Annotated in this window: 27 protein-coding genes; 4 read left to right on the forward strand and 23 right to left on the reverse strand. The window is 27.6% G+C overall.

The genetic code is table 11. The features are described from left to right. Positions 1-167: 167 nt before the first annotated feature. From IR152_RS17880 to IR152_RS17915, 8 genes are all read right to left on the reverse strand, one after another. Positions 168-374, reverse strand: coding sequence for a hypothetical protein (locus IR152_RS17880; protein ID WP_227453208.1), 207 nt, complete (start codon positions 372-374; stop codon positions 168-170). 29 nt (positions 375-403) lie between these two features. Further along, the gene (locus tag IR152_RS17885) at positions 404-775 is read right to left on the reverse strand and encodes an ACT domain-containing protein (protein WP_227453209.1); all 372 of its coding nucleotides are present in this window, start codon (positions 773-775) and stop codon (positions 404-406) included. Positions 776-927: 152 nt separating this feature from the next. Beyond that, entirely contained in the window at positions 928-1,188 is a 261-nt protein-coding gene (locus IR152_RS17890) for a stage V sporulation protein S (protein ID WP_003428736.1), read from the reverse strand. A 188-nt stretch (positions 1,189-1,376) separates the two neighbouring features. Continuing rightward, positions 1,377-2,321 carry an acetyl-CoA carboxylase carboxyltransferase subunit alpha gene (locus IR152_RS17895; RefSeq protein WP_227453210.1) on the reverse strand — a complete coding sequence of 315 codons (945 nt, stop codon included), beginning with the start codon at positions 2,319-2,321 and terminating at the stop codon, positions 1,377-1,379. A gap of 20 nt (positions 2,322-2,341) precedes the next feature. Beyond that, positions 2,342-3,196: an acetyl-CoA carboxylase, carboxyltransferase subunit beta gene (gene accD / locus IR152_RS17900; protein WP_003424064.1), complete on the reverse strand. Its 855-nt coding sequence runs from the start codon at positions 3,194-3,196 to the stop codon at positions 2,342-2,344. Positions 3,197-3,210: 14 nt separating this feature from the next. Beyond that, positions 3,211-4,572: an acetyl-CoA carboxylase biotin carboxylase subunit gene (accC, locus tag IR152_RS17905; protein WP_227453211.1), complete on the reverse strand. Its 1,362-nt coding sequence runs from the start codon at positions 4,570-4,572 to the stop codon at positions 3,211-3,213. A gap of 15 nt (positions 4,573-4,587) precedes the next feature. Further along, the gene (gene accB / locus IR152_RS17910) at positions 4,588-5,040 is read right to left on the reverse strand and encodes an acetyl-CoA carboxylase biotin carboxyl carrier protein (RefSeq protein WP_227453212.1); all 453 of its coding nucleotides are present in this window, start codon (positions 5,038-5,040) and stop codon (positions 4,588-4,590) included. A 270-nt stretch (positions 5,041-5,310) separates the two neighbouring features. Continuing rightward, complete coding sequence (locus IR152_RS17915; RefSeq protein WP_227453213.1) at positions 5,311-5,757, reverse strand: hypothetical protein; 447 nt, start codon at positions 5,755-5,757, stop codon at positions 5,311-5,313. A 271-nt stretch (positions 5,758-6,028) separates the two neighbouring features. Between IR152_RS17915 and IR152_RS17920 the strand changes: the two genes are divergently transcribed. Continuing rightward, positions 6,029-6,307: a hypothetical protein gene (locus tag IR152_RS17920; RefSeq protein WP_227453214.1), complete on the forward strand. Its 279-nt coding sequence runs from the start codon at positions 6,029-6,031 to the stop codon at positions 6,305-6,307. A 132-nt stretch (positions 6,308-6,439) separates the two neighbouring features. On the opposite strand, the gene IR152_RS17925 is transcribed toward IR152_RS17920, so the two are convergent. From IR152_RS17925 to IR152_RS17935, 3 genes are all read right to left on the reverse strand, one after another. After that, complete coding sequence (locus IR152_RS17925) at positions 6,440-7,171, reverse strand: hypothetical protein (RefSeq protein WP_227453215.1); 732 nt, start codon at positions 7,169-7,171, stop codon at positions 6,440-6,442. A 143-nt stretch (positions 7,172-7,314) separates the two neighbouring features. Beyond that, positions 7,315-7,959: a tRNA (guanosine(46)-N7)-methyltransferase TrmB gene (gene trmB / locus IR152_RS17930; protein WP_227453216.1), complete on the reverse strand. Its 645-nt coding sequence runs from the start codon at positions 7,957-7,959 to the stop codon at positions 7,315-7,317. A 138-nt stretch (positions 7,960-8,097) separates the two neighbouring features. Then, complete coding sequence (locus IR152_RS17935; protein WP_003424083.1) at positions 8,098-8,418, reverse strand: hypothetical protein; 321 nt, start codon at positions 8,416-8,418, stop codon at positions 8,098-8,100. Positions 8,419-9,066: 648 nt separating this feature from the next. Between IR152_RS17935 and IR152_RS17940 the strand changes: the two genes are divergently transcribed. Continuing rightward, a complete protein-coding gene (locus IR152_RS17940; RefSeq protein ID WP_227453217.1) occupies positions 9,067-9,927 on the forward strand; it encodes a YitT family protein in 861 nt (286 codons plus the stop codon). 260 nt (positions 9,928-10,187) lie between these two features. Here the strand turns inward: IR152_RS17940 and IR152_RS17945 are convergent, their stop codons facing one another. Next, the gene (locus IR152_RS17945; RefSeq protein WP_227453218.1) at positions 10,188-10,745 is read right to left on the reverse strand and encodes a GNAT family N-acetyltransferase; all 558 of its coding nucleotides are present in this window, start codon (positions 10,743-10,745) and stop codon (positions 10,188-10,190) included. Between the two features lie 189 nt (positions 10,746-10,934). Further along, entirely contained in the window at positions 10,935-11,822 is an 888-nt protein-coding gene (locus IR152_RS17950) for a LysR family transcriptional regulator (RefSeq protein ID WP_227453219.1), read from the reverse strand. 118 nt (positions 11,823-11,940) lie between these two features. Between IR152_RS17950 and IR152_RS17955 the strand changes: the two genes are divergently transcribed. Both IR152_RS17955 and IR152_RS17960 read left to right on the forward strand, forming a co-directional pair. Continuing rightward, entirely contained in the window at positions 11,941-13,140 is a 1,200-nt protein-coding gene (locus tag IR152_RS17955) for a coenzyme F420-0:L-glutamate ligase (protein WP_227453220.1), read from the forward strand. A gap of 413 nt (positions 13,141-13,553) precedes the next feature. Then, the gene (locus tag IR152_RS17960) at positions 13,554-14,618 is read left to right on the forward strand and encodes a 4Fe-4S dicluster domain-containing protein (RefSeq protein ID WP_227453221.1); all 1,065 of its coding nucleotides are present in this window, start codon (positions 13,554-13,556) and stop codon (positions 14,616-14,618) included. A 129-nt stretch (positions 14,619-14,747) separates the two neighbouring features. On the opposite strand, the gene IR152_RS17965 is transcribed toward IR152_RS17960, so the two are convergent. The 10 genes from IR152_RS17965 to mutL form a co-directional block, all read right to left on the reverse strand. Beyond that, positions 14,748-15,623, reverse strand: coding sequence for a kinase (locus tag IR152_RS17965; protein ID WP_227453222.1), 876 nt, complete (start codon positions 15,621-15,623; stop codon positions 14,748-14,750). A gap of 181 nt (positions 15,624-15,804) precedes the next feature. Then, positions 15,805-16,491, reverse strand: a complete 687-nt coding sequence (locus IR152_RS17970) for a DUF554 domain-containing protein (protein ID WP_227453223.1) — start codon at positions 16,489-16,491, stop codon at positions 15,805-15,807. Positions 16,492-16,540: 49 nt separating this feature from the next. After that, positions 16,541-17,080: a prolyl-tRNA synthetase associated domain-containing protein gene (locus IR152_RS17975; protein ID WP_227453224.1), complete on the reverse strand. Its 540-nt coding sequence runs from the start codon at positions 17,078-17,080 to the stop codon at positions 16,541-16,543. Positions 17,081-17,131: 51 nt separating this feature from the next. Further along, the gene (locus IR152_RS17980; RefSeq protein ID WP_227453225.1) at positions 17,132-17,764 is read right to left on the reverse strand and encodes a cyclase family protein; all 633 of its coding nucleotides are present in this window, start codon (positions 17,762-17,764) and stop codon (positions 17,132-17,134) included. An 86-nt stretch (positions 17,765-17,850) separates the two neighbouring features. Continuing rightward, a complete protein-coding gene (locus IR152_RS17985; RefSeq protein WP_227453226.1) occupies positions 17,851-18,933 on the reverse strand; it encodes an SIR2 family protein in 1,083 nt (360 codons plus the stop codon). 132 nt (positions 18,934-19,065) lie between these two features. Continuing rightward, positions 19,066-20,412 carry a M20 family metallopeptidase gene (locus IR152_RS17990; protein ID WP_227453227.1) on the reverse strand — a complete coding sequence of 449 codons (1,347 nt, stop codon included), beginning with the start codon at positions 20,410-20,412 and terminating at the stop codon, positions 19,066-19,068. Positions 20,413-20,480: 68 nt separating this feature from the next. Next, positions 20,481-21,761, reverse strand: coding sequence for an aminotransferase class I/II-fold pyridoxal phosphate-dependent enzyme (locus tag IR152_RS17995; protein WP_227453228.1), 1,281 nt, complete (start codon positions 21,759-21,761; stop codon positions 20,481-20,483). A 126-nt stretch (positions 21,762-21,887) separates the two neighbouring features. Next, positions 21,888-22,145: an RNA chaperone Hfq gene (gene hfq / locus IR152_RS18000; RefSeq protein ID WP_003424138.1), complete on the reverse strand. Its 258-nt coding sequence runs from the start codon at positions 22,143-22,145 to the stop codon at positions 21,888-21,890. 113 nt (positions 22,146-22,258) lie between these two features. Continuing rightward, positions 22,259-23,194 carry a tRNA (adenosine(37)-N6)-dimethylallyltransferase MiaA gene (gene miaA / locus IR152_RS18005; RefSeq protein WP_227453229.1) on the reverse strand — a complete coding sequence of 312 codons (936 nt, stop codon included), beginning with the start codon at positions 23,192-23,194 and terminating at the stop codon, positions 22,259-22,261. A gap of 37 nt (positions 23,195-23,231) precedes the next feature. Further along, positions 23,232-25,199: a DNA mismatch repair endonuclease MutL gene (mutL, locus tag IR152_RS18010; protein ID WP_227453230.1), complete on the reverse strand. Its 1,968-nt coding sequence runs from the start codon at positions 25,197-25,199 to the stop codon at positions 23,232-23,234. Positions 25,200-25,201 lie beyond the last annotated feature (2 nt).

A 25,201-nucleotide genomic window follows, 5' to 3' on the forward strand; every position in this document is an offset into this window, starting at 1 on the left:
TCACACTTAGGTTTATTTCATCCTTATGTTTTAGTTTGATTAGCTTTAGGGGTTTCCAGCAATTCAAGTAGTATTGGATAGGTTCTATCCTATCTCTACATATAGGTTTCCCTATATGCTGACTATTATAGCTACTAACTCATGACTAAAGTCACGAGTGTGCGTAGCTATTTTTTAATCAAATGACTCAATTCATGAACAAACGTTCCTATAGCTCCAGTTACAATAATTCCAGTTTTTCCAAAAGATGAAAATATAAATCTATTGTTTAAATTTTCTGTAATGCTAAAAATCAATCCAAATACAATAAATATTCCTACAAAACAAAAGATATTTATCATACTTATTTTTAAAATTTCGACTATATAAATCATAAGTTAAAGCCTCATGTAAAAGTATTTAACTACTCTACTTCATATCCATTACAGTTTAAAATTTTACAAGCATTTTCTATATCTTTTTCTTTTATTAAAATATAATCTGTATCATATGTAGAAATTGCAAATATACTTATTTTATTTTCTGCTAATAAGCTACTTAGCTTAGATAAAATTCCTATAAGTGAAAAATCTAAAGGACCTAGTATCTTAAGTATTCTCCATTCTTTTTCTGACTTAACATCAGAAGGAACATTATTATTTAAGCATACAACACTTAATTCATCATCAGTTCTAGTTATAGAGTAAAACCCTTCTGTATCTATCCATGTTGGTATTTTACTATCATTACTTAATCTACATACTGCATACTCTTCTAAAAATAATTTTAATTTCATAATGTGTATCTCCTCCAATCTTATTTGTTTACTTAAGATTATACATTAAAAGTTATATAAAATAAAACATATAAAGCAAAAAAGGTTCACTATAGCATCCTATTTCTATAGCCAACCTTTAAAACTTAATTAAATTCTAATAAAGAGATATATTATCTAGGTTCAATTATAAGTTTAATGGCTGTTTTCTTATCACCTTCGATTTCTATATCAGTAAATGCGGGAATGCAAACTAAATCCATTCCACTAGGTGCAACAAAACCTCTTGCTATTGCAATTGATTTTATCGCTTGATTTAGAGCTCCAGCTCCTATAGCTTGTATTTCTGCAACGCCTCGTTCTCTTAGTACTCCAGCCAAGGCTCCAGCTACAGAATTAGGATTAGATTTTGATGAAACTTTTAGTACCTCCATTTCAACATCTCCTTGTTAATTTGTTAAAGTATCCATTACCTAAAGTACTAAATCATAATTGCCATTTACTAATTACAATCATCATTTAAAATATACTTTTATAAAAATATACTTCTATAATAGTTTTAAGAAAACCTTTATTTTTTTTAACCATTTTATACTAAAAAAACTACAAATTTCTTTATATTCTATAAGCATTTTCCAATATTTCTAAATTTATTATATCTTTGAGCTATAATTTCTTCTTTATCCATATCTTTATAATGATTTAATCTTTCTAAAATATAAGCTTTTATTTCTTTTGAAACAGCTTCTATATCTTTTTGTGCTCCTCCAAGAGGTTCTTTTATAATCTTATCTATTATTTTTAAATCATATAAATCGTTGCTTGTAAGCTTCATAACATCACAAGCTTCTTTAGCTTTAGATGAATCTTTAAATAGAATACTAGAAAGCCCTTCTGGAGAAATTACAGAATAAACTGAATGTTCTAACATACAAACATCATTGCCCACACCAATACCTAAAGCTCCTCCACTACCACCTTCGCCAATCACAAAAGTGATTACTGGAACAGAAAGTTTACTCATTTCGAGTAAGTTTCTTGCAATAGCTTCTCCTTGTCCTCTTTCTTCTGCTTCTAGGCCACAAAAAGCTCCTGATGTATCAATAAATGTTATTATCGGTCTATTAAATTTTTCAGCTTGTTTCATAAGTCTTAACGCTTTTCTATATCCCTCTGGATGAGGCATTCCAAAATTTCTTTTTATATTTTCTTTTGTATCTCTTCCTTTTTGGTGACCAACTATAGTGACATTAAATCTTCCTATCTGACCGATTCCTCCAACTATAGAAGGGTCATCTTTAAAAAGCCTATCTCCATGAAGCTCTAAAAAATTAGAACAAATATGTTCTATGTATTCCAACGTCGTAGGTCTTTTTATATCTCTACTTAACATTACCTTCTCATATGGTGATAGATGTGAAAAGGCATCTTCTTTAAGTTTTTCCAATTTCTCATTAAGTGAATTTATTTTATCGCTTAAATCTATATTATTTGCCTCAGAAATAGTTATTAATTGTTTAATATCATTTTCCAAAACCTTTATTTTTTCACTATTATTTTCAATCAAAACAGTTCCTCCTTCATGCCCTATTTCTTGTGCATAGCAAGAATTTGATATAATACTTCCTTCATTTTTCTTCTATCTACTATCATGTCAATAAAACCTTTTTCAAGTAAAAACTCAGAAGTTTGAAATCCTTCAGGAAGTTTTTGATTTATTGTTTGTTCTATTACTCTTGGACCTGCAAAACCTATCAACGTATTTGGCTCAGAAATTATAATATCTCCAAGCATAGCAAAACTAGCAGTTACTCCTCCAGTAGTAGGGTCAGTTAGAACTGATATATATGGCAATGATTTTTCTTCAAGTTTAGAAAGTGCTTGAGAAGTCTTTGCCATCTGCATAAGAGATACCATACCTTCTTGCATTCTAGCTCCTCCTGAAGCAGAACAAATAATTATAGGTAAATTATTTTCAGCAGCATACTCTATTGAATAAGTTATTTTTTCCCCAACAATAGAACCCATACTTCCCATCATAAAATCAGGATTCATTACACAAATAACTGTTTTAATTCCATTTATTCTTCCATAACCTGTGACAACAGCTTCTGACTCTTTTGTTTTTTCCTTATAAGAGTCTACTTTTTCTTTGTATTTAGGAAAATTTAGTGGATTTTGAAATTCTACATCAGAATTAAACTCCATAAAAGTTCCTTTATCAATCAATAAATTTATTCTTTTTCTTGCTCTTAAGCCATAATGTCTTGAACATTTTGGACATACAAATGAATTTTCTTCTATGTCCTTTCTAAATACATGACTATCACAACCTTTGCAATAGGTCCAAAATTTATCATCTACACTATTCTTTTTAAAGTTGTCATCTAAAGAAATCGTAACATACTTAGATTCTTTTGATGATAAAAATTTTTTTATCATAATCTATTTACTCCTTATAATGTAGCAAATTCTTTCTTCATAAAGACATCTTCTATAAATTTGGTATGATGAGTATCTTCTCTAAACTCCTCACTTGTTACAAGTGCCTTTTGAAATTCTACATTTGTATTAACACCCTCTACAATAATTTCATCTAGAGCTCTATATATTCTATTTATACATTCTTCTCTAGTTTCAGCCCAACATATTAATTTACCTATCATAGAATCATATAAAGGTGGTATAGTATATCCTGCATATACAAAAGTATCAAATCTAACACCAAAACCTCCAGGTAAATTTAACGATTCTATCTTACCTGGTGATGGAGCAAAATTCTTTGATGAATCTTCTGCATTTATTCTACACTCAATAGCATGACCTCTAAAAGTAATATCTTCTTGTTTAAAAGGAATTTCATCCCCATTAGCTATAGATATTTGAAGTTTTATAAGGTCAAGATTTGTTACCATCTCTGTAACTGGATGTTCAACTTGTATTCTTGTATTCATCTCTATAAAATAAAAGTTTTTATCTTTGTCAACTATAAACTCAATAGTACCAGCACCGATATAACCTACACCTTTTACTATATCTACTGCGATTTTATGAAGTTTTTGTCTTTCTTCATCTGAAAGGTATGGACTTAAAGATTCTTCTATTACTTTTTGATTTCTCCTTTGCATAGAACAATCTCTATCACCTAAATGTATTGCATTTGAGTGTTTATCTCCAAATACCTGTACTTCTATATGTCTAGGATTTTCTATAAATTTTTCCATATATAAATCGCTATTAGAAAATGCTGCTAGAGCTTCTGAACTCGCCATATCAAAACTTGAAAAAAGCTCTTCTTCTTTTCTAACGATTCTCATACCTTTTCCACCGCCTCCGCTTGAGGCTTTTATCATAACAGGATATCCAATTTCTCTTGCAACTTCTAAAGCTTCTTTCTTAGTTTTCAAAACAGATTCTGAACCAGGAACAACAGGGATATTTAATTCCATCATAGTTTCTCTTGCTCTAGATTTATCTCCCATCAAAATCATTTGTTCTCTTGTTGGACCTATAAAAATAATATTGTTCTCTTCACATTGCTTTGCAAATTCAGGATTCTCTGATAAAAATCCAAAACCTGGATGAATGGCGTCACACTTTAATTTAAGAGCAAGATATATTATATTTTCTATATTATTATAGCTCTTGCTTATATTGTTTGGCCCTATACAAATAGATTCATCAGCTATATATCTATGAAAACAATCTTTATCTATTTCAGAATAGATAGCAACAGTCTTTATACCTAGTTCTTTACATGTTCTGATGATTCTAACTGCTATATCGCCTCTATTTGCAACTAGTATTTTTTTTATCAACTTAAATACCTCCTACTACAATGGTTTTATCTTAAATAAAGGTTGATTATATTCTACTAGTTCTTCATTACCAACTAATACTTCAATTATTTCACCTTTAATTTCACTTGTTATCTCATTCATAAGCTTCATTGCTTCTAATATACATAAAGTATCGCCTTCTTCAACTACATCGCCAACCTTAACAAAGCTATCTGCATCTGGGCTTGGAGAATCATAGAATGTTCCCATCAAAGGAGCTACTACTACCGATAAATTCTCATTAGATTCGACAGGTATATCATTTATAACTGGCTTTTCTAAGGAAAGATCTACTACTGATTCTTGTTGTACACTTAAAACAGGTGAATTTGTAGCTTGAGCTTTTTTAGATACTTCTAATTTTAAATCACTATTTTCAAGTTTTACATATTCTAAGTTAGTTGAGTCTATAACCTTTAATAGTTCCTTAATTTCATTGATGTTCATGTTGTTACCCCCTTGTATTATTACCTGGTGCTAATATTATATCACAAAAAACAAATTTATAAAAGAAAAAGTGCTGACTAGAGAATCAACACATAAATATATATTTTTAATTTTAAATTAACAACCAGTAACTTATATTTGTTTTAATTTTCCATTATTAATATAAATTATAAGTATAAAATGAATAAAATTCAATATTTTTTGCAAAATACAAGAGAATGCAAATTAATATCTCGGGAATTTTTAAGACAAATACCAATATTATGCAATTTAGACTTCGCTTTCTTTCAAATTAGTATCATTTTCTTTATTCTTACATAGTATATACTTTAGTTTATCTATTAAAATATTGCTATATAGGTTAAAAGTTATTAAAATTGCAGGAACTATAAAATAAACTCTAGCGCCTATAAAACCAAAAACTACTGTAGTAAGTATTAATCTTTTATTTAAAGTAAAAAAAGGTATATTAAAAATACTTTTGTCGGATGTTTCTGGAGTATAAGAATATATAACTCCAAATACCAAAGTAAGCATACAAAGTGGAAGTAGTGTATAACTTGAAATTATTCCCAAAAATCCTATACTTTCAAAATATTTGCTAGCACTATTTGTATAAACAAACATGTATCCATTTAAGTAGGCGCATATACATGATATAATGCCAAAAGTTCCTCCTAAGGATTGAGTGTACCAATTAAAAAATTTAGATTCCATATACCTCACCTCCTAAAACTGTATATATAATGATATGCACTTAAATAGTGAAATATATCTTTATATGCTTATGAATAAAATTTTGTTAATTTCATTAATTTATGTTTAAGAAATTTAAAGTATAGTGTAGTATATATTAATGTAGGTAAAGTTTTATAGTGCTTAATTGAGTTATATTATTATAGATTTAGTACAGGCTTAAAAGTTATTTATAGGGTTTTATATTTTTGTTGAGCTGAAAATTTATTATAAATGAAGGGATGTTTTCGCTTTGGTAGATACATTAGAATTTGGTCTTAAAATTTTATTTTTTATATTATCAATAATTTGGATGGGTAAAATAATGATTTTAAGAACTGATAAGCAAATAGTAATCAATCCTTTGCTTATTGGTATATCTGCAGTCCTTGTGATGTTACATACCTCACAGAATAACATTGAATTTTTTGGATTAGATGTCCAGTATATAAGAATAGTTTTGTATATAATATATTCATTGATAATTTTAATAGGAATATGGGCTACTAACAGAAGAAATGGAATTTTTTAGACAATCTATTTTTTTATAGGTGTCTATAAGGTTGCTAGTAACAAAGCGCTAATATTAGTGTTCTGTTACTAGCAACCTTTATTTTGATTATACACTTAAATTGAAAATAGAATGATTGAATAAGTTTACATATTATTTTACATTGACAGTAATTAGAACTTCTTGAGATGTATTTAAATCATTTTTGTTGCTTAATATAACTTTTACTACTGCTTGACCTGTTTTATTACCTTTAACTATCATATCTTCACATGAAAGTACACTCTTATCACTTACAGACACAATAAAATCTAAATCTTTTGGAAGGTTATCAGTAACTTCCCAGTATTTATAATAACTATCAATTTTCTTCGTAATTATTTTTCTCAAATCAATACTTTCACCTTTTGCTATATCAACATTATGATATTTAGAGTCCAGTTTATACTGATTATCTTTTGTATCAATAAAATTTAAATCGCAATTTACATCTACACCATTATGAGAAAGAGAATTTACTACACCGTCATCAATCAAATAATTATTGGCAAGATTGATTGAATCCATATCTTTTAGACTTAAAGCTTCTCTAGGAACTTCTTTTATATTATTGTTCCAAAAAATAAAATTGTCTACATTTTCAAGATATGATATACCTTTTAAATTCGAAATGCTCTCACCAGTTGCATAAAATTCTCCATCCAAAGCCTTTATATTGCTTATAGTTATCTCATCTGGGTTTATATATCGTTTTACAACTGCTCTTAGATTCGCATCAGGAAAAATATCTTTAAGTTGATTTTCACTTAAAACCTTATCATTTGAATTTATTGGACTTAAAGCTGCTGCAGAAATAATAAATGGTATTAAATTAGCTAAATTCATAGTACCCTCCCACATAAATTTTTTATCATAGTAATTTAATTTCTATGAGAGGGTTCTGTTTCCTTGTTATATATACCTACTTTCGTACACTTTATTAATATAAATTAAAATAAATTTCTACTATTAAACTTATAAACATATTGCTAGTTACGTTTTTTAGCTTCACATCTAAATATTCGCATACCTTGTGACATAAATTTGTCTTCATACTCTGTTGTAACATTATTTTTATACTCACTATTTCCTAAATCAAGAGAAATATTCTTCAATAGCCAATTATTTGCAGCAATTTCATTTAAACTAAACTCGAATAATTTTTCATTATCTGTTTTAAAGTGAATTTCGCCATTATCTTTCAAAACCTTATTGTACATTTCTAAAAATCTAGAATGAGTGAGCCTTCTTTTACTCCATCTATTTTTAGGCCATGGGTCACAGAAATTTACATAAATCCTAGATAATTCTTTATCATCAAAGTAATCTAAGATACTACTTACATCTCCCCATAAAAATAGTATATTATTCAAATTAAAGTCATCTGCTTTTTCAACAGCTTTTAAAAGAACTTCTTCCTTAAGTTCCATAGCAATATAATTTATATCAGGGTTCTGTTTGGCTAAAGTTGTTATAAACTTACCTTTTCCAGTTCCAAATTCAACGTGTATTGGATTATCATTTCCAAACTTCAAATTCCACTTGCCCTTTAATTTTTCTATATCGTCTCTTAAAACATATTTTGTATAACTTAAAAGTTTTTCATCTGCACCTTTTTTTCGTCTTCTTCTCACAATAGTTCTCCTTACATATAAAAAATTAGTAAAATACATTTTTTATTATACATTATCTCACAAAAAAATAAAAAGAACTCACTTAAAATAGAAATTTATTTCTATAAAGAGAGTTCTTAACTTACTAAAAAGTTAATCTTAGTGGCACCCTGAACAACCAGAGCATCCTCCTCCACCTTGATCTTTCATATTTTCAGGAATAACTCTAAATCCAAATCCTGTATCTTCTATTATTATATCTCCATACTGACTATACTCATCAGAGCTCATTACAAATTGTAATTCTCCAACTTCATAAGTTAAGTCATCTTCTTTTTTCTCATCTAAAGCTAATCCAAAAGAAGGACCTCCACAACCAACACCTGCAAAGTATACTCTTATATTATTAGGTTTATCTTGATTGTCTTTTAAGATACTTTTCAAAGTATCAATAGCTGTTTCTGGTAAAGTAATTTTCATTAAATCATTCCCTTTCAAATATTTTATTAAAACAATATCTATTATATACCCATATAAGGTACATAATCAATTAGTTTTTACATATTTTACTAAAACTTCTACCTAATATTGCTAATGCTTTAAAATATTTTATATGATATTTTATTACCTTAAGTAAATACCCTATCATAAACTTAGTAAACAAATAAAATTTTTATTCTAAAAAATATAATAATTTTATTTGTTGCTTTAATATTATAACACATTTGATAATGTCCAATTCATATATGCAAAATTTACTTATGTTATCAAGTCATATGTTGTATTTAATAAATCATTTTGATAACATATAAAAGTAAGATAAAATTATTTATTAAATACCTTATAATTATACACAAAATGTCTATATACATTAAATAGTATAGAGAAATTTTTCATAGAACCCTTTTTATAGGGGATACTTTATAAAAGAACTAAAAATTATACTATATAAAAATTTTCGCAGGAAAGTAACAACGTCATTAAGGATGCGAAAACACTATATAAAAACTCACAAATATTAAGAATAATGAAATACTTGAAATTACTTATATCAAGAAAATTTATATAATATAAACTGGGCAAATATGTTATAATATTAAATTGTGACAAGTTCATGGAGGTGTTTATATGAAAAAACAAAAGTCGCCAATTTTACTTGAAATGCTTGGACTATTTTTTGGTTGTATATCAATGAGTATTGGTATAAATATGTTTTTAAAACCACACACAATTGCTCCTGGAGGGCTTAGTGGTCTATCATTAGTATTAAACAAAGTTACAGGACTTCCAGTATCAGCTATCATGTTAATTATAGGTGTACCACTAGTAATACTTGCTTTTAGAATTATGGGTACAAAAAATTCATTAAAAACGTTATTTGGAACAGTCGTGTTTTCTGCTATAGTCCAATTAACAGACCCATTATCAAAGTTAAGATTTACTAATGACTTACTATTGTCTGCTATTGCAGGAGGAATCTTAGTTGGTATAGGTTTAGGAATAATGTTTAAATCAGATGCTTCTACTGGGGGAACAGACTTAATTGCACTCATACTTAGTAAGAAATTCCCAGGAATAAAAGCTACAAAATTCATGTCGTGTCTAGATGGAATGGTTGTTATATCTTCTGGTATAGTAAATCGTAGTTTAGAAACTGCACTTTACTCTGGTATAGCACTTTGTGTATTAATAAAAATAGCAGATATGATAATGGAAGGGTTTGACCATTCAAAAGCATTTTTTATTATTTCCGAGGAGCCTGAAAGTTTAAGACAAGCCATAACTGAAGAACTTGATAGAGGACTTACTATTCTTGATGGTAAAGGTGGGTACACTAGAGAAAATAAAGAAGTTCTATTAGTCGTAGTTTCTAAAAAGCAAGAACTTTATCTAAAGAGATTAGTTAAAAAGACTGACCCTACTGCATTTGTTATTGTTACAGATGTACATGAAGTTCTTGGAGAAGGATTTAAAAATTTAGAGAACTAATAAAAAATTAATACTTTAAGGATATATACTATTTTAATTAAAATACGATTTATTCAAAAAGAGTGTCTCGCGAACTAAAAAGTTAATGAGACACTCTTTTTTTTATAAAATCAAATGTATTTTAGGTATTTCAACAATCAAAAATAGGCTTATCTATATTTTGAGGCAACCACTTTATTGAAATTTTATTTAGAAAACAATCATTACTAAATAATTATCATAAATATTAAATGAATTATCATAAATATTAAATGGTATATCTATTGTTTTTTCAATTCATATTGATAACAAGGAATATTTTTTACAATGTTTCCAGCATGAATTTTTTTGATATATTTTCCTGTGAATTTAAATCCTAATAAATCTAATGATTTTGTAGAATTTTGGTTTTCTTCATAGGTTATTGCAATTATTTTATTTAAGTTTAGTTCTTTAAATCCATACTGTATTACTCTCTTGGTTATCTCAGTAGCAAAATCATGTCCCCAATAGTTTGGATTTATACATATACCTATTTCTGCTTCCAATGCTTTAGGATTTATATTATTAAACCCCATATTTCCAATAACTTTATTATCTCTTTTATATACTATAGCAAAGTGTCCAATTTTTCCTTTTTTATATGGATTTAGAAAAAAGGATTTTATAAATTTTCTTGTATCTTCTAAAGATTTATGCTCACTAAATGGTAAATGTTTTACTACTATTTTATTTTTATAACAGTCAAAAAAATCTTCAACATCATCTAATGATGCAGGTCTTAGTATACAATTTCTAGTTTCTAAGGTTTTCATTTGAGGATATTCAGAATCAGACATTTCTAATCCCCCTTTATACATTAATCTAAATACACTGTTCATATTTAAAATACGATATTAATTATATAAATGTTCTCAAATTAACCTTATTTTTATTTTCAATAAAAGCTAGTTATTATATGAATCTTTTAAACTTACTAACTTATCTCTATTTTTATATTAATCTACTTGTAAAATATGTATTATAATTTATATATTGCTAGATATCATACTTAAAAATTCTTTTGTTGCTAAGGACAAGGATATATCTTTTAAATGACAGTAACCTATATTTCTCTTAGGTATTGGCTCTTTTATATCCAATTTAAATAATTTTCCGTTTTCCAGATAATCTACGCTAAATTCTTCTATAACACAAGATACGCCAAGATTTATATACGCAAATTCTAAAAGTAATTCATGAGAACCCAATTCTATATCTGGGTTTAGTTTTATACCTTTTGATAAAAAATATTCATTTACATAAAATCTTGAATTTGCTTTATTTTCTAGCATTATTAAGGGCAATGTATTTAATTCTTCTAGTGATATTTTTTTATCTTTGTATTCTATGTAATCATTTGCACACACAAATATATCATGTATTTCAATACATTCAACAATATTTAGTGTATCATCTTCTATTGGCATGTTTATAATTGCTATATCTATATTACCATCTTTAAGTAACGATATAAGTTCTCTACTCGTTCTATTTATTGTAGATACATGTATATGTGGATACTTCTTATGAAAAATTTCTAAATATTTTAATAAGAAAAAACGTGCAGCTGTATCTCCTACTCCTATTTTTAGAGAACCATATTCTAATTTTTTAAATTTATTTATTCTGTCCTCTCCTGATGCTATTAACTTTAATGCAGTATTGACATGTTCACTTAGAATTTTTCCCTCTGGAGTTAATTTTACACCTTTATTATTTCTATAAAACAACAAAGTATCTAATTGTTCTTCTAATTGTTTTATTGACTGACTTACAGCTGGCTGTGACATAAACAATTCTTTAGCAGCAAGAGAAAAACTCTTATTATTTACAACTGCGTTAAAAACCTTATATAATTCAAGTTTTATATTCATATATAATTACTCCTTATGTCAAATATTAGTATTATTTATTTTACTTATAATCATATTTGAATTATAATATACATGGTACTAATATGACAATATTAATTCTTTAGGAGGATTTTAGATAATGGATAGATTAGTTGGAACTGTTTCAAGAGGGGTTAGAGCTCCTATTATAAGACAAGGGGATGACTTAGTTAAAATAGTTGTTGATTCTGTTTTAAATGCATCAAAAAGTGAAAACTTTAAAGTTAGAGATAAAGATGTAATTGCAGTTACAGAAGCTGTTGTAGCTAGAGCACAGGGAAATTATGCCCATGTTGACAATATTGCAAAAGATATAAAAGATAAATTTGAAGAGGACACTGTTGGTGTTATATTCCCAATTTTAAGTAGAAATCGTTTTGCTATATGTTTAAAAGGGATTGCAAAAGGATGTAGAAAAGTTGTATTAATGTTAAGCTACCCTTCTGATGAAGTTGGAAACCACTTAATAAGTCTTGACGAACTTGATGATAAGGGAATAAATCCTTGGTCAGATGTTTTAACAGAAGAAAAATATAGAGAGCTATTTGGGTATAACAAACACACATTTACTGGTGTAGATTATGTTGATTATTATAAGAATTTAATCAAGGATTGTGGTGCAGAAGTAGAAATAATATTTGCAAATAATCCAAAGGCTATTCTCGACTATACAACAAGTATTTTAACTTGTGATATACATACAAGACAAAGAACAAAGAGAATTTTAAGACAAAATGGAGCTAAAAAAGTATATTCACTTGATGATATAATGACAACAAGTGTAGATGGTAGTGGTTATAATGACCAATATGGACTTTTAGGTTCAAACAAAGCTACAGAAGAAACAGTAAAATTATTCCCTATAAATTGTGATGAAGTTGTAAACAAAATCCAAGGTAATATAAAAGAAGTCACAGGGAAAGATGTAGAAGTAATGGTTTATGGAGATGGAGCTTTTAAAGACCCTGTAGGTAAAATATGGGAGTTAGCTGACCCAGTAGTATCTCCTGCTTACACAAAAGGGCTAGAGGGAACTCCGAACGAAGTAAAATTAAAATACTTAGCAGATAATGATTTTGCTGACTTATCTGGTGATGAGTTGAAAGAAGCAATTTCAAAATACATAGTTGAAAAAGATAATAAATCTGATGATTTAACAGGAAATATGGTTTCTCAAGGTACTACTCCAAGAAGATTAACAGATCTTATAGGTTCTTTAGCAGATTTAACATCTGGAAGTGGAGATAAGGGTACTCCTATTATTTACATACAAGGATATTTCGATAACTATACAAAATAGTATATTTTAATTAGAGTTAAATTTTTTAGGTTAAATGGATTAACTTGAAAATTTGTTAAAACCTCTTAATAGATACGACTCTTCAAGTTATATCTATTGAGAGGTTTATTTAATGTTCCTAGATAAGATATATTTAGATAATTTAAACAAGATTATTAGAAATTTATATAATTCTAAATCTTACTTATGTCCTAGGATTACTCATTTTTGGAGTATATTTTATAAAACATTTTAATTGATTCTAAGTTATCATCAGTTATAATAGGTATACCACTTTCACTTAAAAACTTAGCTAAAAATTCAATACGCCTAAATTACACTTAAATTGAAAATATAACGTTGTTCTTATATAATTAAATTATACAACAATAATGTTATATTTTTTAAATATATTTTTACTAGGGGGAATAGAATTGAAAAGAATTGATGAGAGAAATACTATGTTTGCAAGAGCAAATTATAAAAAGGACAGCAATGCTTACAATGACTATTATAAGAAAAATCCTGACAAAAAAGAAATTGATGATAGTATAAGAAATAGACCAAATTTATGTAGTGAAGGAACAATGACTTACAACGAATTAAACTCTCCAATGGCAAGTAGTGCATTTGATTTTCTATCTGACATCAAATCTTTATGTGAAGGAAAAGTTTCTGATACTAAAGTAGATGTAGATGCAAAGTCAATGGCAAAAAAAATAAAGGGTCTTGCAAAACAATATGGAGCTTCTGTAGTTGGTATAACTAAATTAAGAGACTATCATATTTATACAAATAGGGGTAGACATGAAGAAAATTATGGTGAAGAAGTTAATCTAACTCACAAGTATGCAATTGTATTTGGATGTGAGATGGATAAAGAAATGATAAATAGAGCTCCAATGATATGTGAAGTTATAGAAACATCAAAGTGTTATGTAGATGCATCTATCGTCGGTATGATTTTAAGTTACTACATAAGAAACTTAGGATATAATGCTAGGAATCATATGGATGCTAATTATTTAGTAATGCCTGTTTTTATAGCTCGTGATGCTGGCTTGGGGGATATAGGAAGAAATGCTATACTTACAAATAAAGATTATGGCTCTAGACTTAGATTAGGTGTTGTTACTACAGATATTCCTCTATTAGAAGATGAATATGTTGATTTTGGACTAGAAGATTTTTGTAAGGTATGTAAAAAATGCGCTTTTAACTGTCCTTCTCATTCACTTTCTAATGATATTAAAATTAGTGATGATGGAAAATATAATTGGGTAATTGAACATGAGACATGCTATATTAAATGGAGATATTTAGGTACAGATTGTGGTATGTGTATATCTGCTTGCCCATTTAGCCAAAACCTTGAAACAATAAAAAATACTACTTCATTTAAGGGTAATAATGAGCTTATCCAAAAAGCTTTAGACGAGTATACTTCAAAATTTGGTAAACGAATATTTATACCTGGAAACCCATCTTGGTTAAAATAATTTTATTTAATAAAGAATCTGTCCTATGATAATAAATTCTAGGACAGATTCTTTATTAAAGTTGAGTTTCAAAGGTCAAATTTTCCACTCAATTTTTAACCAGAATGTTGTGTGTAATAAGTGTCCAAATTATGCATTTGCAAAAGTATATATGGCATTAACTCTTGCTACATATAAATTCTCATCACCACATCCAATATATTTAGCATATTTTTCAATCTTTTCTTTTGCATTTTCAACATCATTTTCATCGCTCTCCATTAACTCATTTATGTAGATATCCATTAATGATGCTTTATATTCTTTTATATCATAGCCTAAAAATTCAGTTAATCTCTCAATTTCCTTACTAAAATCTCCATCTTCTTTTACCAAAAATTCGTATACATCTTCCCTATATGGATTTAAAGTTATTATTTGTTTTACGACTTTGCATTCATCAGCCTTACCAATAAAACCATCTTTATAGTTATTAAATAAGGCATTAGATTTTTTTATAGATTCTTCATCAATATAAGAATGTACCTCAGTTATTCGATTTTCTATAAGGGCATCTACAACAGCATAATGAATTTTAAAACAATCATTGTATAAATAATTGCTCATTTTCTTTACTGTTGATTCTATTTCTAAAAAACTAGCGTGACCATTTTTTTTATTTTTATTTGGTATAATAAAAGTTTTATTCAAATTATTAAAAAGTCTCTTGAAGTCTAAATATTTTTCACAATAAACACTTTTAAAGGTATCGATATCTATAGTTATAATTCCAAAACTAACTATAGTCTCAATGCCTTTCTTAAAAGATTCCTCTATATATTTTTCTCCTAGACTTAAACCTCTATCAGATATTTGCTTTAGATTTTGAAAATTATTCAAACAATCTCTCTCAAAGTTTTTAGAAATTTCTAAAGCATATAATTTAAAGATTTTCCTTATCTTATTATAATTATTTTTTGTATCATCAAATCTGATAATAGCTCCATTTACATCAAAAGTAATCATTGAGTTTTAACCTCCCTATTAGTTTCATCAATAAAATAAATTTAATATAAACTTTATAATCATAATATTAAACTTATTTATACTATAATTATTAATTTGATGATAAATGCTATTTTCCTTCTAAATAAAAAATTTGTCTAAAGTTTTTAAAAAAATTAGACAAATCTTAGATTATTATTATTTAAATTGCTCCAAATACTCCAAATAATATTGGTATAAATATAGCTGGCAACAAATTTGCTACTTTTATATTTGTTAGTTTAAGTACATTTAAACCAAGACCTATAATCAATAAACTTCCAGCTGCTGTCATTTCTGTGACTACAGGCTCACTTAAAAATCCATTTAAAAATGATGCTCCCATACATATAATACCTTCATACAAAAATACAGATATTGCAGAAAACATTACGCCTATACCTAAAGAAGCAGTAAATATAACTGAAGCTATCCCATCTATAACGGATTTTACAAATAAAGTATCATGACTTCCTGTAAGACCACTTTCTAATGACCCAACTACTGCCATAGCGCCTATACAAAATAATAAACTAGATGATATAAAACCCTCTGCGATAGAATCTTTTTTATTTCCTTTAGAAAATTTACTTTGTAAAAAAGCACCCAACTTATTTACCCATTTGTCAATATCTATTAATTCTCCTATCAAAGCACCTACAGCTATGGATATTATTGTTACTAATGTATTTTTTCCCTCTAATGCTCCTGATATACCAATGTACAATACACATAAGGCAATTCCATTCATTATAGTATCACTTACTCTTTGAGGCAATCCACCTTTAATTATAAGGCCTACTATACATCCACCTGCAATTGCTAGACTATTTACTATTACTCCAAACATTTTTTCTCCCCTCGATTAGCTAATTAAAATTTACTTCAATTATTAAAATTTAAATGTCAATACTTTGGAGTGGATATTTTAAATATTCCAAAAATTCTTCAAAACCTTTTCTAGATATATTTACAGTTTTAGTATTTATATTAGGATGAAAATTTAAGTAATCTTCTTTAATTACATCCTTGTCTATGTAAAGCTCTACTTTTCTTTCTGTGTCATTTATCAATGAAAAAGGATTTACACTTCCTGGAAGAATTTTAAGTACATTGTATAATCTTTCAGGTGAAGCAAATGATAATCTAGAACTTCCTATCTTATCTTTAAGTGAGTTTAAATCGACCTGTTTTTCTCCTTTAACTACAATAAGGTAATACTTATTTCCTTTAGCATTTCTTAAAAATAAATTTTTACATTGACACCCTTTTGTTATTTCGTCTAAAATTACTAATTGCTCTGCCGTATATACAGCTTCATGTTCTACTACATCATATTCAATATTTAATTTATCCAAAACGCTATATATTTTAGTTTCATTTATTCTCACTTCATTTTCATCTTGCTCTTTTATAATTTTATCTTTCAAATTACTCATATTTCTCTTTTCTCCTTAAACACTTTGTTATTTCTATACCTCTTTAAGATATTACTCTACAATAGCCATTGCTCTTACCGGAGCACCATCAGCGTCATTATACTTAAATGGAGCTGCTATAAATAGGAATTTTTCTGGAACATTTTCTAAATTTGTAAGATTTTCTATGATTATTTTTCCTTTTTCAAATAAAATATGATGCACTTTAAAAATTGATGTATCATATCTATCCACTGATAACATGTCTATACCTATACCTTTTATATTAGTATTAGCTATATAACTTGCAGCTTCTTCTGTTAATGTAGGATAGTCTACATAGTACTGCTTTTTATCCCAAAACTTTGACCAACCTGATTTAAATATTATAAAATCACTATTTTTTATTTCATCTTCGTATTTTTTTAGATATTCTAATTCTATATTCTTATTTCCCTTTTCAAGCTCCAATACATAAGCTTTACCAACAAAATTTTCTATATCCAACTTATCTAGGGTATCACCTTTAGTATACATATGTCTTGGTGAATCCATATGAGTTCCGTTGTGAGAAAATACACTAATTAATGTTTCTTGATAACCATTTTCTTCAATAATAGCTACTTTCTTGATATCTGGTCTGTTAGGCTCTGCATATACAGGCATGTCGTTATGTGTAACATGAGTTAAATCAAAAACCTTCATTTTTATATACCCCCTATGTTTTTATTTTCTATTATATACCTAAATTCATTTTATTTCTATCAGATTTTATTCCATTATATACCACACTAGTATATATTTTTTATAAACTTCAAGGGATTTACTGAAAAATCTTGAAAAGAATTATTAGTAAATATAACATCTTCGCCTAAAAAACGTTTATACCTTTCTTCTTCTTTCTTTAAAGTAATTATTTGTTTTTGTAAATGATTATTAAAAACCATTATCTTAAGTGGAGATTTTTTTCTATTTGTTTGAACTCTTTTTAACATGTATTTTATGTGCATATCAGCTTCAGGAAATGAATATCCACAGAATATTAAAAGGTCAGTATCTCTTAAAGTTTTTTCTGTTTCATTCCAAACATTACTTAAAAATATGTTCGACATATTCTTAAAATATGTTGGTGGCACTATAATAGGTTCTGTTAATTCACTACACTCTAAACATTTTGTTTCTGAACTATTTTTGATAAGTTTCATAACACCACCTTCGTGTGGTGTAAGAGTTACACTATTACAAATAGGGCAATAAAGCCAATTTAATGACCCATGTATCTTGTATAATTTTATTAATGGTTCTTTTGGCTTTCTCCAATTTAACTCTTCTTTAAAATTTGTAAACTCCACACCATAATCAAGCATAATTGGCAAATCATTCTTATCTCTTAAACCCGTAACTGTATTGTCTATATGTATATCATAATTTGCACTAATAAAAGTAGTATCAAGAAGCAAATCATTTTCCAAAAGATTTTCAACCAAAAGTTTGTGATATTTATTATCTGTTCTAGGTGTATTATGAATTGCTTCAGCCATTAATAGTATTAAATATTGTCTTAAAAAACGTATACTATCACTTTTGTTATTTAGATTTTCTAGTCCAAAATTTCTAAATGCTTCTTTTCTTTGTTCTGCTAAATCCAAAAGCCCTAAAACTTCTTCAAAAGTAGGAAAATTTGCATTATCTATATCATCTTTTACTATATCAATTTTGAACATCTGTTTAAAGAAAATATATAATTCTCTATTCATATCAGTATTACAGTTTGTAGGATTTAGTTTTTTAAAATATTCGCTAAACAGCTCATTTTGAATAGGTAGATTTTCCGCTGCTGAAGCTCCTGCTCCCAAAAATATGGCTATTTTCATATAGTTCCTCCTAATATAAATATTACTATTATTTTTATATATATTAAATATTCATATCATTTATTTTATGATACAACAATAAAGCTGTCTCCTACTAGAAAAAATCCTATTACAAGACAGCCTTATATTATATTAAATCTTTAATAATTCATAAATAGAAAGAGCATATATTTGAGCAGCCTTTACAATATCCTCTACTATTAAGTATTCATTAGCTTGGTGTTCTGTTTCTGGTTTTCCTGGAAAAATAGCTCCAAATGCAACACAATTATCTAAAGCTCTTGCGTAAGTTGCTCCTCCAGATGAAAGTGGTGTTCCATCAAGACCAGTTTCTTCTTCATATACTTTTCTAAGTGTCTTGACAAGAAGCGTATCTTCTGGAACGTAGATTGAATCCAAGAAATCATATTCCTCATAGGTTAAATTGTATTTATCTGTCATTTTCTTTAATTCTTTTACAAAATCATCTTTTTTGTATGTTACTGGAATTCTTACATCTATTCCTGCAAATTCTTTTTCACTATCAATGGTTACTCTACCTATGTTTACTGTTAGTTTACCTGATACATCATCCTTACAGTTAGGAATTATATTATTTCCATTAGCATCTTCACCAATAGCCTCTGCTAAAAATTTAATTATATTAGAATCTATACCTATATTATTAAGAGCTATACAAAGTCTTGCCACTGCATTTATACCAGTATCACTTGCTGCTGAATGGACACTTTTTCCTATTATACAGATTTTATTACCTTCAACAGTATATTCAAAATTTAATTTATCAAGTTCTTTTTTTAATTTATCAGAGTATTTTCCACTATAGATTGCTTTTCCTGGAACTGCATTTAGAGCCTTTCCAACTGATAATTCTATATCACTTTTGCTAGCACAAGTCAAATGAACTTGTAAAAGTCCTTTTTCTGCATTTGTTATTGGGAATCTAGAATCTGGAGTAAATCCATAGTTTGGTATTTCTTCATTATTTTCTTTATATTTATTTATACATCTCCAAAGATTTTCTTCATCAGCTCCAAAAATGAATCTTATTCTTTTATTAAAGTCTACATTTAAATCCATAAGAGCTTTTACTGCATAAATTGCTGATATTGTAGGTCCTTTATCATCTTGTGTTCCTCTTCCATATAATTTACCATCTTCTAAAACGGCTTCAAAAGGAGGATAATTCCAGCTTTCTAAATCACCTTCTGGAACTACATCAACATGACCAAGTATACCTATCATTTTTTCACCTTGTCCTATTTCTGCATATCCATAATATCCATCTTTATATACTGTATTAAAGCCTAGAGATTTACATAAATCTAATATGCCTCTTAAAGCTTTATCTATATTCTCACCAAATGGACAATTTTCAGTTGCTTCAGATATAACACTAGGTATTTTTACACTTTCTTGTATTGAAGAAATCATTTCATCTTGTAGAGAATTTACTTTTTCTTTAATTTGCTCTTTCATATTATCACCCTTTAATTTTCATCATAATATACTAATAAATATTTTGACCTTTTAAAAAAAAAATATGCTTATTTTTTTAGTTTTTTTATAAATTCAATTGCTTTCAAAGTCCCCATTTTTGAATGGTCAAATGTAAGCCCACCCTGGAAATAAACGTTATAGGGAGGTCTTATTGGAGCATCTGCACTTAACTCTATAGAAGAACCCTGGATAAAGGCTCCTGCTGCCATTATGACTTCACTTTCATATCCAGGCATGTCCCAAGGAACAGGTTTTACATAAGAATCAACTGGTGCAGCTTCTTGTATACCTTCACAAAAACTTATTACTTCATCAGCATTATTAAGTCTAATACATTGAATAATATCACTTCTCAAATCATCGTATTTTGGTAATACATCATAACCTAATTTTTCAAAAGCTCTTGAACAAAAGATAGCTCCCATCACAGCTTGAGATACTATATAAGGAGCTAAGAAAAATCCTTGAAGTACATTTCTAGTAGTTCCAAAAGTAAGACCACATTCTTTTCCTATTCCAGGAGAAGTCATTCTATAAGATATAAGTTCAATTAAATCTTTTCTACCAGCTATATATCCACCTGTCAATGCAAGTCCACCACCAGGATTTTTTATTAAAGAACCAGCCATAACATCTGCTCCAACATCAGTAGGCTCTTTAGTATCTAAAAACTCACCATAACAATTGTCAACCATTACTATAACTTCTGGTTTGACAGACTTTATTACATCAATAGCTTCTTTTATATCACCAATTGAAAGTGATTTTCTCCAAGAATATCCTTTTGACCTTTGTATCATAACAAGTTTAGTTCTATCATTTATTTTATTTTTAATTCCTTCTAAGTCTAAATTTCCATTTTCTAAAAAATCTACATCATCATATGTAACACCATATTCTTTTAATGAACCTTTTTCTTCTCTTATACCTATAACGCCCTCTAAAGTATCGTATGGTCTACCAGTAACAGATAAAATTTCATCTCCTGGTCTGACTATCCCTTGTATACATAAAGTAAGTGCATGTGTACCATTTACAATTATTGGTCTTACAAGAGCATCTTCTGTATTAAAAACTTTAGAATAAATTTCCTCTATTTTTTCACGACCAATATCATTATATCCATATCCTGTAGTCCAGTTAAAGTGCATATCACTTAGTTTAGATTCTTGCATAGCTTTTAAAACTTTATATTGATTATACTCTCTTATTTCTTTTATTTCTTCAAACTTATCTTTTATATCTTCCATTACTTCTTGTGACAGTTTAAAAGTATCATCATCTATTCCATAGTAGTCTTTTAATAATTCTTTTGTCTCATTAAGCATTTTATCACCTGTCTCTTTATTATTTTATTTAAACATGTAAAGGAGACTATTTTACTAAAACAAATAAATTATAGTTTATAAGTTAGTATAAGTCTCCTCTCAATCATCTTAAATTAAATTAGTCATCTATCTGTTGTTATTATTATTATTTTGGTTTTGATTTGTTAGATTAATATACTTCCCAGGTTGTATAGTTGAAACAGCATGTTTATAAATCATGTTTTGTTGTCTATTATCACCTTCTATTAATATTATATAACTATCAAATCCTTTTACAAGCCCTTTAACTTGCACTCCATTGACTAAATATATAGTAACAGGTATTCTTTCTTTCCTTGCATTATTTAAAAACAAATCTTGTAAATTTAAAACTGTATTTTTCATTAGATTTGTACCCTCCCAAGATTAAATTGAACTTCTAAAATATTCCTACTTTATATTCTATATAAGTTATAACAAATTTTCAATATTAAGTTGTATACTTAAAAATTTATATATTATTTTATAGAATCTTTAATATATAAGATTATTTCATTTTTTAATTCGTCTATATTTTCATATTGGTCTAAATCAAACCATTTTGCTGTTTCATATCTTTTAAACCAGGTTATCTGACGTTTTGCATACCTTCTAGAATCTCTTTTGATTATTTCAATAGCTTCTTCGTATGTATATTCTCCATCTAGATACTTCAATATCTCTTTATAGCCTATACCTTGCATAGATACCATATCTTTTTTAAATCCCATACTTAAAAGTTTTTTGACTTCTTCAACCAACCCATTTTTAAGCATGATGTCAACTCTCATATTTATTCTTTCATATAAATGTTCTCTATTTCTATTTAATACTATTATTATAGGTTCATATTCTTCATTAAATTTTAAATCACTTGAAAAGTCATTCATTTTCTTACCGCTTAGACAAACTTCAAGTGCCCTTATAACTCTTTTAGTATTGTTCTTATGAATTCTATTAGCAGCTTCTTCATCAAGCGATTTCAACCTATCATGCATGTAATCTATTCCTTTTTCAGCAAGCTGATTTTGAAGTTCTTCCCTTAATTCATTATTGGCATCAGATTTTGCAAAATCCATATTATATATTAAAGAATTTAAATAAAGTCCTGTACCTCCAGTCACTAAAACACATTTTCCCTTTTCATTTATTTCATATATATATTTTTTTGCTCTTTGTTGAAACTCTGAAACTGAAAATGGATAGTCAGGTTTAACTTCATCTATAAGATAATGCTTTACTCCTTGCATCTCTTCCTCTGTAACTTTTGCACTTCCAATATCCATATATTTATATATTTGCATAGAATCAGCTGAAATTATCTCTGCATCCATATCTTTTGCTAATTTTATTGACAAATCTGTCTTTCCAACAGCAGTTGGACCTGTAAGTATTATAAGTGGTATTTTTTTCATAACATTCCTTTCTATATATTTTAAATATCCAAATATTTTACATAATCCTTTTAAACATTTTTTCTATTTCTGTCTTAGATATTTCGACCATTATAGGTCTTCCATGAGGACATGTAAATGGGTTCTCACACTTTTCTAGCTGTTCTAATAGACTTTTTATTTCAATATCATATATTTTATCATTTGCTTTTATAGCAGACCTACATGCCATAGATGCAAACCTCTCTCCTTTTAAATCATAATTGCTTGTAATCTCTTCTATATTATCAATTATTTGAAGTATAAATTTTTCAGTTTCAGGTACTCCAAATATAGTAGGAACACATCTTACCATTATATGATTATTGCCAAAAATTTCTAGCTCAAAACCAAATTTCATAAATAACTCCAAGTTATTTTCAATTTGAAGCATATCTACATTTGATACTTCAATAACCACTGGGTCTAAAAGTATTTGCATATTTATATCTTGTCTATAGAACTTCTCCATATATCTTTCATATAGTATTCTTTCATGTGCAGCATGTTGGTCCAACAAATACATAGAATCGTCTTTGCTCAAAATTATATAAGTATTAAATACAACTCCAATTACAGAATATCCGTATAAAGAAAACTTGCGTTTTGAACTACACAAGTATTCTTCTTCACTGTCCTTAATACTATCTCCTAAGTGATAATTTCCTTCATTTTTAATTCCATCAACTTGAAACTCTTCTTGTATATTATCATTTACACTATCTTCACTTAGATAATTAATGTTTTTTACATCATCTTCTACACTTGCATTTAGGACTTCACTTACTGATTGAAATTCATTTATTGGTTTTTCACTTAATAAAGTAACAACTTCAATGACTTCATCCTTACCTTTAGTAATATTACTATTTTTAGGAGTAGATTCTAATAAATCATTATTTCTTAATTTATAATCTGTACTTTTTTCTCTACTGTTAATAGCAATTCTAGGTTGTGTTTTTTTATCACTATAAGTAGCATATTTCCCAATAAGATTTGAGTGTATTAATTTAACCTTTAAAAAATCTCTAAGTTCTATATACACTTCTTGTTCTTTTTCAAATTTAATTTCAAGTTTATTGGGATGTATATTTACATCTATACATGATGGGTCTACTTCTATATTCAAGAAGCACACTGCATGTTTACCTATTGGAATTATAGACTTATAACTTTCTGTTATTGCATCTATGATTATTTTACTTTTTACAAATCTTTTATTTATATAGATATGTTGTAAGTTTTTGTTAGAACGGTATATATTGTTATTCCCTATATATCCATTCATTTTAAAGTGATTACATTTAAACTCTACATCTATTATATTTTCAGTTATTTCTTTTCCATATATACTTCTAATGGTGTTTACAAGCTTTCCATCTCCTGGAGTATTTAGCATCTGTTTATTGTTATTTGTATATTTAAATTGGATGTTTGGATTACCTATTGCAAGTTTATTTATCAAATCACTTATATTTATAGTTTCTGCATGAGTAGATTTTAAAAATTTCTGTCTTGCTGGTGTATTAAAGAAAATATCTTTTATAATGATTGTAGTCCCATTAGTAGAACCTATTGGTTCTTTCGATATTATTTTTCCACCTTCAACATATATTTTAGTTCCTATTATTTCATCTTTGGTTTTAGTAGTCATCTCTAATTTTGATACAGCTGAAATAGATGCCAATGCTTCTCCTCTAAAACCAAGAGAATACAAATCATACAAATCATCAATTTTTTTAATTTTACTAGTAGCATGTCTTAAAAATGATTTTTCAACTTCACTTGAAGGTATTCCTGTTCCATTATCTGTAATTTTAATTAAACTTTTTCCTCCATCAACTATATCTATAGAGATTTTATTTGCACCTGCATCAATGGAGTTTTCAATAAGTTCTTTTACTACAGAAGAAGGTCTTTCTACAACTTCACCTGCTGCTATCTTATTTATAGTCAAATCATCTAGGATGTTAATTATACTTTTCATTT

The organism is Clostridioides sp. ES-S-0108-01 (assembly GCF_020662285.1).
GTDB lineage: Bacteria > Bacillota > Clostridia > Peptostreptococcales > Peptostreptococcaceae > Clostridioides.

What these genes read in the sequence shown, in the direction of transcription:
- IR152_RS17950 (WP_227453219.1), bottom strand. Translation starts at nt 11,822, where the DNA reads ATGAATATAAAACTTGAATTATATAAGGTTTTTAACGCAGTTGTAAAT.
- miaA (WP_227453229.1), bottom strand. Translation starts at nt 23,194, where the DNA reads ATGAAAAAAATACCACTTATAATACTTACAGGTCCAACTGCTGTTGGA.
- hfq (WP_003424138.1), bottom strand. Translation starts at nt 22,145, where the DNA reads ATGAAAAATACAGTTTTAAATTTACAAGATTTGTTTTTAAATAATGCA.
- IR152_RS17985 (WP_227453226.1), bottom strand. Translation starts at nt 18,933, where the DNA reads ATGAAAATAGCCATATTTTTGGGAGCAGGAGCTTCAGCAGCGGAAAAT.
- IR152_RS17980 (WP_227453225.1), bottom strand. Translation starts at nt 17,764, where the DNA reads ATGAAGGTTTTTGATTTAACTCATGTTACACATAACGACATGCCTGTA.
- mutL (WP_227453230.1), bottom strand. Translation starts at nt 25,199, where the DNA reads ATGAAAAGTATAATTAACATCCTAGATGATTTGACTATAAATAAGATA.
- IR152_RS17990 (WP_227453227.1), bottom strand. Translation starts at nt 20,412, where the DNA reads ATGAAAGAGCAAATTAAAGAAAAAGTAAATTCTCTACAAGATGAAATG.
- accD (WP_003424064.1), bottom strand. Translation starts at nt 3,196, where the DNA reads ATGATAAAAAAATTTTTATCATCAAAAGAATCTAAGTATGTTACGATT.
- IR152_RS17925 (WP_227453215.1), bottom strand. Translation starts at nt 7,171, where the DNA reads ATGAATTTAGCTAATTTAATACCATTTATTATTTCTGCAGCAGCTTTA.
- IR152_RS17945 (WP_227453218.1), bottom strand. Translation starts at nt 10,745, where the DNA reads ATGTCTGATTCTGAATATCCTCAAATGAAAACCTTAGAAACTAGAAAT.
- IR152_RS17880 (WP_227453208.1), bottom strand. Translation starts at nt 374, where the DNA reads ATGATTTATATAGTCGAAATTTTAAAAATAAGTATGATAAATATCTTT.
- IR152_RS17975 (WP_227453224.1), bottom strand. Translation starts at nt 17,080, where the DNA reads ATGAGTAATTTGAAAGATAAAATTATAAAAGAGCAAGATGAAAATGAA.
- IR152_RS17890 (WP_003428736.1), bottom strand. Translation starts at nt 1,188, where the DNA reads ATGGAGGTACTAAAAGTTTCATCAAAATCTAATCCTAATTCTGTAGCT.
- IR152_RS17965 (WP_227453222.1), bottom strand. Translation starts at nt 15,623, where the DNA reads ATGATTACTTTTGATGTAAATGGAGCTATTATCAGATTTGATGATACA.
- IR152_RS17970 (WP_227453223.1), bottom strand. Translation starts at nt 16,491, where the DNA reads ATGTTTGGAGTAATAGTAAATAGTCTAGCAATTGCAGGTGGATGTATA.
- IR152_RS17955 (WP_227453220.1), top strand. Translation starts at nt 11,941, where the DNA reads ATGGATAGATTAGTTGGAACTGTTTCAAGAGGGGTTAGAGCTCCTATT.
- IR152_RS17995 (WP_227453228.1), bottom strand. Translation starts at nt 21,761, where the DNA reads ATGCTTAATGAGACAAAAGAATTATTAAAAGACTACTATGGAATAGAT.
- IR152_RS17915 (WP_227453213.1), bottom strand. Translation starts at nt 5,757, where the DNA reads ATGGAATCTAAATTTTTTAATTGGTACACTCAATCCTTAGGAGGAACT.
- accB (WP_227453212.1), bottom strand. Translation starts at nt 5,040, where the DNA reads ATGAACATCAATGAAATTAAGGAACTATTAAAGGTTATAGACTCAACT.
- IR152_RS17935 (WP_003424083.1), bottom strand. Translation starts at nt 8,418, where the DNA reads ATGAAAATTACTTTACCAGAAACAGCTATTGATACTTTGAAAAGTATC.
- IR152_RS17885 (WP_227453209.1), bottom strand. Translation starts at nt 775, where the DNA reads ATGAAATTAAAATTATTTTTAGAAGAGTATGCAGTATGTAGATTAAGT.
- IR152_RS17940 (WP_227453217.1), top strand. Translation starts at nt 9,067, where the DNA reads ATGAAAAAACAAAAGTCGCCAATTTTACTTGAAATGCTTGGACTATTT.